The sequence below is a fragment of the Aeromonas sp. FDAARGOS 1403 genome (assembly GCF_019047325.1).
Classification (GTDB): Bacteria; Pseudomonadota; Gammaproteobacteria; order Enterobacterales; family Aeromonadaceae; genus Aeromonas; species Aeromonas dhakensis.
The window spans coordinates 31,414-40,000 of record NZ_CP077249.1 but is presented as its reverse complement, the minus strand read 5'-3'; the positions used below and the strand labels follow the sequence as shown (position 1 = coordinate 40,000).

Sequence of the window (8,587 nt, the reverse complement as noted above, 5' to 3'; positions counted from 1 at the left end):
CGAATGGTGTAACCATGGCCATGCTGTCTCCACCCGAGACTCAGTGAAATCGAATTCGCCGTGAAGATGCGGTGTACCCGCGGCTAGACGGAAAGACCCCGTGAACCTTTACTACAGCTTGGCACTGAACATTGAACCTACATGTGTAGGATAGGTGGGAGGCTTTGAAGGCGTGACGCCAGTTGCGCTGGAGCCGTCCTTGAAATACCACCCTTGTATGTTTGATGTTCTAACGCAGGGCCCTGAATCGGGCTCGCGGACAGTGCCTGGTGGGTAGTTTGACTGGGGCGGTCTCCTCCCAAAGAGTAACGGAGGAGCACGAAGGTTGGCTAATCCTGGTCGGACATCAGGAGGTTAGTGCAATGGCATAAGCCAGCTTAACTGCGAGACGGACAGGTCGAGCAGGTACGAAAGTAGGTCATAGTGATCCGGTGGTTCTGAATGGAAGGGCCATCGCTCAACGGATAAAAGGTACTCCGGGGATAACAGGCTGATACCGCCCAAGAGTTCATATCGACGGCGGTGTTTGGCACCTCGATGTCGGCTCATCACATCCTGGGGCTGAAGTCGGTCCCAAGGGTATGGCTGTTCGCCATTTAAAGTGGTACGCGAGCTGGGTTCAGAACGTCGTGAGACAGTTCGGTCCCTATCTGCCGTGGGCGTTGGATGATTGAAGGGAGTTGCTCCTAGTACGAGAGGACCGGAGTGAACGAACCTCTGGTGTTCGGGTTGTCACGCCAGTGGCACTGCCCGGTAGCTAAGTTCGGAATCGATAACCGCTGAAAGCATCTAAGCGGGAAGCGAGCCCTGAGATGAGTCATCCCTGACCCCTTGAGGGTCCTAAAGGGCCGTTGGAGACCACAACGTTGATAGGTGGGGTGTGTAAGCGCGGCGACGTGTTGAGCTAACCCATACTAATTACCCGTGAGGCTTAACCATACAACACCCAAGAAGTGTTCGAAGGCTTGTAGCAGATACCGAGAACGAAGAATTAAATCAGCTTTTTCAGATTGAAGATTTTTGCCTGGCGGCAATAGCGCAGTGGAACCACCTGACCCCATGCCGAACTCAGAAGTGAAACGCTGTAGCGCCGATGGTAGTGTGGCATTCGCCATGCGAGAGTAGGACACTGCCAGGCACCCAATTTAAGAAGCCCGCTCATCTGAGCGGGCTTTTTTATTACCTGAAATTCAGCCATTTCTGCACAGTTTCCCGTGCTATTCCCCTTTTGCTTGCTCCGCAACGGCAGTGCCATGTTGATTCTGCCTACTTCCATTTGAGCCCTTTTGAGACATCTCTCCAGCCCTCGGTCAGCATTTCTCCCCCTCCGCTGCTAGCCAATTTCCTGATGGTGCAACAATATGGGCATTCTTTTTGTTGATGATCACTATTGCCCCGGCTGGGGATGACAAGGGCTGCGGGATCCTTAGACTGTGAACTTCATCGACAAGGGAGCTGTGTATGTTGGGGATCCACGATCTGGCGTTGTTTATCCTGTCAGGCCTGCTGTTGAACATGATGCCGGGGCCCGATTCCCTGCTCATCATGCTGCGCAGCGGCTCCCAGGGCTGGCGGGCAGGCTCCATGGCGGCACTGGGGATAGGAACTGGCACCATGGTGCATGTGCTGGCTGCTGCGTTGGGGTTGTCCGCTCTGCTGAGCGCCTCGGCCGAGCTGTTTGCCGTCATCAAGTTGATGGGCGCGCTTTATCTGGTCTATCTCGGTTTATCCATGTTCAGGCAAGGGGGAGGAGGCCGGGTATCGGCTGAAGAGGCTGTGTCCCTGCCTGTGCTCTCCTATGGCCGGATCTTCCGGCAAGGGTTACTGACCAATGTGCTCAACCCCAAGGTGGCCCTGTTCTTCCTCGCCTTTGTGCCCCAGTTCATTGCGCCAGATGCACCGCAAAAAGCGCTGGCATTCATCGTGCTGGGCTGCATCTTCAATTTCAACGGCATGATCTGGTGTCATCTGCTGGCTTTCTCGACCGCCTATGCGAGTCGCAAGGTGAGGCTGCCTGCAAGACTGATTACCTGGCTCAACCGTGTGATGGGAGGCTTGTTCGTGGGGCTTGGCATCAAGCTGGCGGTGGAGTGAGAAGATAAACGTCGTCCATAGAAAAAGGCGTATCCCATCGCTGGGATACGCCTTCGTCTGCACTGCAGCAGGATGACTGAAATCAGTTCATGCCGTAGCGCTTGAGTTTCTTGCGCAGAGTACCGCGGTTGATCCCCATCATCACGGCAGCGCGAGTCTGGTTGCCACGGGTGTACTGCATGATCACGTCCAGCATGGGAGCTTCGACTTCGGAGAGAACCATATCGTACAGATCAATCACTTCCTGACCGTTCAACTGGGCCAGGTAGTTACGCAGGGCCTGTTGCACAGAGTCACGCAGGGGGCGCTGGGTCGGCTCGGCAGCGTGATTGTGAGTAGTTGTTACCAATGCATCAGAAGTCAGGGTTTGTTCGAACATATTCGGTCGGCTCTTTAGTTATGCGTTAACCTAATCCATCGAAATACGCTTCGAGTGCCTCGAGTTGTGCGTCTGCACAATCCAGGGCATTGAAGTGCTTACGGAATTCTCGGCCCGTCTCTTCTTCATCCAGATACCAGCCCACGTGTTTACGGGCAATGCGCGCTCCCAGATATGCACCATAAAACTGGTGCAGGTTGGTTACATGCTCGTTCATCAGGGTGCGAACCTCTTCCCTCTCGGGAGGTGGCAGCTTGGTGCCTGTCTCAAGAAAATGACGGATTTCCCGGAAAATCCAGGGTCGTCCTTGCGCAGCACGGCCGATCATCACGGCATCAACACCGGTATAGTCGAGGACATACCGGGCCTTCTCCGGGCTGTCTATGTCGCCATTGGCGACAACAGGAATCGATACGGCCTGCTTAATCGCCCTGATAGTGTCGTACTCCGCTTCGCCCTTGTAGAGACAGGCACGGGTACGACCATGCACGGCGAGGGCCGCGATACCGCAATCTTCGGCGATTCGGGCGATCTCCTCGCCATTGCGGTTATCCGGATCCCATCCTGTGCGGATCTTCAAGGTGACAGGCACGTCCACTGCGTTCACCACGGCCCGGCAGATGGATCTGACCAGGTCTGGTTGGCGCAGCAGGGCAGAACCTGCCAGCTTCTTATTCACTTTTTTTGCCGGACATCCCATGTTGATGTCGACGATCTGAGCGCCCTGCTCCACGTTGTAGCGGGCGGCAAACGCCATCATCTCGGGGTCGGCTCCGGCAATCTGGACCGATCGCAAGCCCCCTTCAGCAGAGTGATCCATTCTCATCCGGGTTTTCTGGGTATCCCAGACATCCGGGTTGGCCAGCAGCATCTCGGAAACGGCCATGCCGGCACCCAGCCGCAAACAAAGTTCACGGAATGGTCGGTCTGTTACACCGGCCATGGGAGCCACGATCAGGGGAGTTTCAAGCGTGTGGGGACCTATCTGCATTCCACGGTTACCATCGGCTTAGGGCGGCGTATATTACGCATTTTTTAGTCAGGAGAAAAGGTTAGTATTTGAGCGTCAGCCATTTTTTTCTGAAAAAAACGTCGCGCCAAGGCTTGCAAAATCAGGAGTGCTTGAAAATCGGACAGATTGTCGAAGCGAAGCGGCGGGGCCAATTGGATGAGGGGGACCATGATTTGCCTGTCCCCATCCCGGACGGGTTTGCGTTATGATAGCGAGCTTGTATCGAGCAAAGACTCCAAACAAATTCATTACAAATAGATTGGGGACGTATGACGGCAAGGTTCATCAAATCTCTCTACCCGTGTCTGCTTGGCGCCATGCTGGGCCCGGCCCAGGCTCAGACGGTCAGTTTCAGCGAAGCCTGGAGCCGGGTCATTCAACAGGATGACGGGCTGGCGGCGGAACAGGCCGGGGTGGAGCGGGCGCAACAGCTGCGCGAAGCCGCCAAGGCCATGTATTTGCCCAAGGTGGACGTGGGGGCCAGCTACACCCATCTCGATCAGCCGGTGGAGCTGGACATGATGGACCTCAACCCCATCGCCAGTCATCCTGAGTTCGGCAAGGTACTGGCGCCCATCATGCAGGCGCTCAAGCTGACGCCCAATGACTTCGTTACCCCCCTCACCAAACAGAACGTGGTGACCAGCTCGGTCAAGATGCTCTGGCCGCTGTTCACCGGTGGTCGCATCGATGCGGCACAGGACATTCGCCAGGCCCAGGTGAGCGAGGCGCAGCAGTTGCTGGTGCTCAAGCAGCAGTCCACCTTCGAGAGCCTCTCCCAGACCTATTTCGGGGTGGTGCTGGCGGCCCAGGTGGTGCAGACCAAGCAGGAGATCGAGCAGGGGCTGGCTCACCACCTGGAGCATGCCAAGAAGCTGGAGGCTCAGGGCCAGATCGCCCGGGTTGAGCGTCTCTCCGCCCAATCGGCCTATGACCGGGCCCGCATCGATACCCAGAAGGCGCGTCGCAGCCTGGAGATTGCCCAGCTGGCCCTTGGCCACATGCTCAAGCTCAAGCAGGCGGAGCCCGATACCCAGCTCTTCATCAATCCGCAGATGCCTGAACTCGCAGCCTTCGTGCAGGAGACGCTGGCGGTGCACCCCGGCCTCAAGTTGCTGACGGCCAAGAAGGAGCAGGCGCAAGGGATGATCAAGCTGGAGAAGGGCAAGTACGCCCCCGAGCTGTTCCTGTATGGCAACTACAACCTCTATGAGGATGACTCGCTGGCCTCCAAGACCACCCCGGACTGGCTGGTCGGGGTGGGCGTCAGCATGCCACTGGTGAGCCGTGACGGCCGCTCCGAGACGGTACAGGCGGCCAAGAGCGCCGAGCTGCAGGTCAATCTGCTGCAGGCCAAGACCCGCCAGGATCTGGAGTTGCTGGTCGAGAAGACCTGGCGCGAGGCGGCGCAGGGGCTGGAAGAGTTCCAGTCGCTCTCTTCCACCCAGGCGCTGGCCGAGGAGAACGTGCTGCTTAGGGACAAGGCATTCGGGCAGGGGCTCTCCACCTCCCTCGATGTGGTGGATGCCCGCAACCAGCTGGCCGGGGTCAAGACCCAGCGCGCCGCTGCCGCTTATCAATACGTCATTTCGCTGGCGCGTCTGCTGGCCCTCTCCGGGCAGATGAACAGCTTCAACCAGTATCAGCACGGGCAGGCGATCGAGGTGAACTCATGATCGCGGCCTGCCTTGCTCCCATTTTCATGTCTGTTTCGACCGCCAAGGGTCGCCCGTTTGCCGAGGTGAATTCATGAGTCATCCCCCCATCAAGAAGAAGATGAGCCAGGGCAAGCCGCTGCTGCTGCCATTGGCGCTGGTGTTGCTGGTCATCTGGCTGGGCTGGCGTTTCTGGCTGGCCTATCAACCCGAGCCGGTGCGTCTGCAGGGGCAGATCGAGGCGCAGCAGTACTCCGTCTCCTCCAAGGTGGCGGGCCGCATCGAGGAGGTGCTGGTGAAGAAGGGGGATCAACTGGCCAAGGACCAGCTGGTGTTCACCCTGGCGAGCCCCGAGATTGAAGCCAAACTGAGCCAGGCCAAGGCGGGCCAGGCCGCGGCAGGCGCCATGGCGCAAGAGGCCGAGAAGGGGGCGCGCGCGCAGCAGATCGCCGCCGCCAAGGATCAGTGGCAAAAGGCCAAGGCGGCCGCCTTGCTGCGCGGCAAGACCTACGAACGTATCGCGAGCCTGCACCGGGATGGCGTGATGCCGCTGCAAAAACGCGATGAGGCCTGGACGGCCTGGCAGGCGGCCAGGTACAGCGAAGGCATGGCCTGGCAGCAGTATCAGATGACCCTGGAAGGGGCACGGGAAGAGACCAAGATCGCGGCCCGTGAGCAAGCCAAGATGGCGGCAGGTTCGGTGGCTGAAGTGGAGGCCTACCTGGCCGACACCCGCATCAATAGCCCGCATGCGGGTGAAGTATCCCAGGTGCTGCTGCGCAGCGGCGAGCTGGCCCCGCAGGGCTTCCCGGTGGTGACCCTGCTCGACATGAGCGATGCCTGGGCCCAGTTCCACGTGCGCGAAGATCTGCTGCCCCGCTTCGCGCTGGGCACCGAGTTCGATGCTCGCATCCCCGGTCTTGGCGAGCAGACGGTGCGCTTCAAGGTGACCCATGTGGCCGTGATGGGGGACTTTGCCACCTGGCGTGCCACCGACACCCGCCAGGGCTTTGACATGAAGAGCTTCCAGGTGGAGGCGCGCCCGCTGCAACCGGTCGAGGGGCTGCGGGTCGGCATGAGCGTGCTGGTTGAGCTCTGATGGGACGCGAATGGCGGTTGTTGTGGCAGGATCCGTTTGGCCTGGCGCTGGCAAGCTGGCTGCCCCTGCTGCTGATGGGGATCCTCTGCTGGGTCTTCTCTGCCGGGCTGGCGCGGGATCTCAAGATAGGTCTGGTGGATCTGGACCAGAGCGTGCTGTCGCGCCAGCTGGCCTATTCGTTGGATGCCTCCGCCGGGCTCAAGGTCGCGCGACAGTTCGACTCCATCGCTGAAGGGGCCAACGCCCTGCGGGGAGGCGACATCTACGCCCTGGTCGTGCTGCCCGACCATCTCGAGCGGGATGCCAGGCAGGGTACCCAGCCGCGGGTGACCGTGTTCAACAACGGCCAGTTCATCCTGATCGCCAAGCTGGTCAACTCGGCGCTGGCCCAGGTGGTGGGAACCCTCAACGGCCAGGTTGGCGTGCTGACGGCGATGGCCGATGGCAAGGCGCTGCCCGGCGCGCTCGGCCAGGCGGTGCCCATCAACAGTCAGGTGACGGCGCTCTACAACCTCAATGCCAGTTACGCCCAGTTTCTGCTGAGCGCCATCCTGCCTGCGGTGTGGCAGATCCTGGTGGTGCTCTACGGACTCAATGCGCTGGCCCGCACCGACCGGCTGGGACTGGACTGGACCACCAAAGGGGTCTGGTTCGGGCTCTGGCGAACCCTGCTGCCCCACGTGCTGATCGGCTGGGGCTGGGGGCTGCTCTGGACGCTGTTGCTGTTCAAGGGCTTTGCCTATCCCATGCACGGCAGCTGGCTGATGCTGACGGTGGGGTTGGGGCTGGCCTCGGCCGCCTGCGTCAGCATGGGAGCCTTCTTCTACGCCGTCATCCGGGATCCGGCCCGGGCTCTGTCGCTGGCGGGGGCCTACACGGCGCCGGGGTTCGCCTTCATGGGCGTCACCTTTCCGGTCAGCGCCATGGGGGATTTCGCCCAGTTCTGGCGCAGCCTGCTGCCCATCTCTCACTATGTCGAGCTGCAGATCGGCCAGACCAACTACGGTCAACCGCTGGCGGCAGCGCTGCCGCAGTTCGGCGCCCTGCTGCTGTTTCTGCTGCCCCTGCTGCTGGTCGTGCGCCGCTACCGGGCACAGGCGAGCGCGACCCAGTCACAAGAGGAGCTCAAGCCATGATGGGATTCCGGGATCTGCTGCGCCTCGAGCTGCGTACCCTGCTGGCGGACAGGGCCATCATGCTGACCCTGTTTGGCGGCGTCTTCTTCTACTCCTTCCTCTATCCGCAGCCCTATCTGCACCAGTTACCGCGGGAAGAGGCGGTGGTGGTGGTCAACGAGGATGGCAGCCAGCTCTCCCGTCAGCTGGAGTTCATGGCCGATGCGACGCCGCAGGTAAAACTGGTGGCTCGGGCCAGCTCGCTGGATGAGGCTCGCCAGCGGATGATGGCTGGCGAGGCGAGCGGGATCCTGCACATCCCCAATCACTTCTATCGGGATCTGATGCTGGGCAAGAGCGTGACCCTGAGCTATGCCGGCGATGCTTCCTACTTCCTGGTTTACGGCACCATCGCCGAGGGGCTGGCCCAGGCGGGCGGCACCCTGGCCGCCCAGGTGAAGGTGGCCAGGCTGCTGAGTCACGGCGAGGCGCTGCCGCAGGCGGCCATGGGCTGGAATGCGGTGGCGCTCAACGTGTTGCCGGTGTTCAATCCGACCATGGGCTATGTGAACTACGTGGTGCCGGCGGTGTTCGTGCTGATCCTGCATCAGGTGCTGCTGATGGGCACCGGCATTCTGGGGGCGACCCAGAACCAGCGCAGCCAGCGCGGCGAGTCAGGCTATTGGCAGGATGCGCCCGTCCTGCCACTGCTGCTGGCCCGAACTCTGGTGGTGGGGGGGCTGTTCGTGCTGCCGGTGAGCTACTTCTTCGGCTTCTGCTTCGATCACTACGATATCGCGCGCACCGCCGAGCCGGCTGCACTCTGGTTGTTCACCCTGCCGTTCCTGCTGGCCACGACCTGGTTTGGCGTCGCGCTGGGGGCCCTCTTTACCCGGCGCGATCTACCGACCCAGGTGGTGCTTGTCTCCTCCCTGCCGCTGGTCTTCCTGGCCGGCTTCATCTGGCCGCTGGAACTCATTCCGGCGCAGCTCAACTGGCTGGCCCAGTGGGTACCGAGCACCCCGGCCATCGAGGGTTTTTTGCGTCTCAACCAGATGGGAGCGGGGTTCGAACAGGTTGCCCGTTACTGGTGGCAGTTGTGGGGGCTGGCGCTGCTGTATGGCGCCATGGCCTGCCTGCTGCTGGGCTGGCGTCAATCCCAGGGGCGAAAGGTTCGCCCGGCCGCGCTGGCGCGGGATGCTGTGAGCGAGCCCTCCGCCGGTTAGGTGTTTC

Annotated in this window: 7 protein-coding genes and 2 rRNA genes (1 of these 9 cut by a window edge); 7 read left to right on the top strand and 2 right to left on the bottom strand. The window is 60.7% G+C overall.

Annotated features, from left to right (window positions below):
* The 3 genes from I6L33_RS00115 to I6L33_RS00105 all read left to right on the top strand — a co-directional run.
* Positions 1-939, top strand: a 23S ribosomal RNA gene (locus I6L33_RS00115); it begins 1,950 nt to the left of the window's first position.
* A gap of 84 nt (positions 940-1,023) precedes the next feature.
* Positions 1,024-1,138, top strand: a 5S ribosomal RNA gene (gene rrf, locus I6L33_RS00110).
* A gap of 323 nt (positions 1,139-1,461) precedes the next feature.
* Complete coding sequence (locus tag I6L33_RS00105) at positions 1,462-2,094, top strand: LysE family translocator (RefSeq protein ID WP_017783353.1); 633 nt, start codon at positions 1,462-1,464, stop codon at positions 2,092-2,094.
* 82 nt (positions 2,095-2,176) lie between these two features.
* Here the strand turns inward: I6L33_RS00105 and fis are convergent, their stop codons facing one another.
* Complete coding sequence (fis, locus tag I6L33_RS00100) at positions 2,177-2,473, bottom strand: DNA-binding transcriptional regulator Fis (protein WP_005309538.1); 297 nt, start codon at positions 2,471-2,473, stop codon at positions 2,177-2,179.
* A gap of 25 nt (positions 2,474-2,498) precedes the next feature.
* Positions 2,499-3,464 (bottom strand): tRNA dihydrouridine synthase DusB, encoded by a 966-nt coding sequence (gene dusB / locus I6L33_RS00095; RefSeq protein ID WP_117405924.1) that lies wholly within the window; start codon positions 3,462-3,464, stop codon positions 2,499-2,501.
* Between the two features lie 338 nt (positions 3,465-3,802).
* Between dusB and I6L33_RS00090 the strand changes: the two genes are divergently transcribed.
* The 4 genes from I6L33_RS00090 (at position 3,803) to I6L33_RS00075 (ending at position 8,580) form a co-directional block, all read left to right on the top strand.
* Positions 3,803-5,161, top strand: a complete 1,359-nt coding sequence (locus tag I6L33_RS00090; RefSeq protein ID WP_216974090.1) for a TolC family protein — start codon at positions 3,803-3,805, stop codon at positions 5,159-5,161.
* A 73-nt stretch (positions 5,162-5,234) separates the two neighbouring features.
* Positions 5,235-6,239, top strand: a complete 1,005-nt coding sequence (locus tag I6L33_RS00085) for an HlyD family secretion protein (RefSeq protein ID WP_017763946.1) — start codon at positions 5,235-5,237, stop codon at positions 6,237-6,239.
* A complete protein-coding gene (locus I6L33_RS00080) occupies positions 6,239-7,375 on the top strand; it encodes an ABC transporter permease (protein WP_216973351.1) in 1,137 nt (378 codons plus the stop codon). Before I6L33_RS00085 ends, I6L33_RS00080 begins: the two co-directional genes overlap by 1 nt.
* Entirely contained in the window at positions 7,372-8,580 is a 1,209-nt protein-coding gene (locus I6L33_RS00075; protein ID WP_216973350.1) for an ABC transporter permease, read from the top strand. Before I6L33_RS00080 ends, I6L33_RS00075 begins: the two co-directional genes overlap by 4 nt.
* The last annotated feature ends 7 nt before the right edge of the window (positions 8,581-8,587 follow it).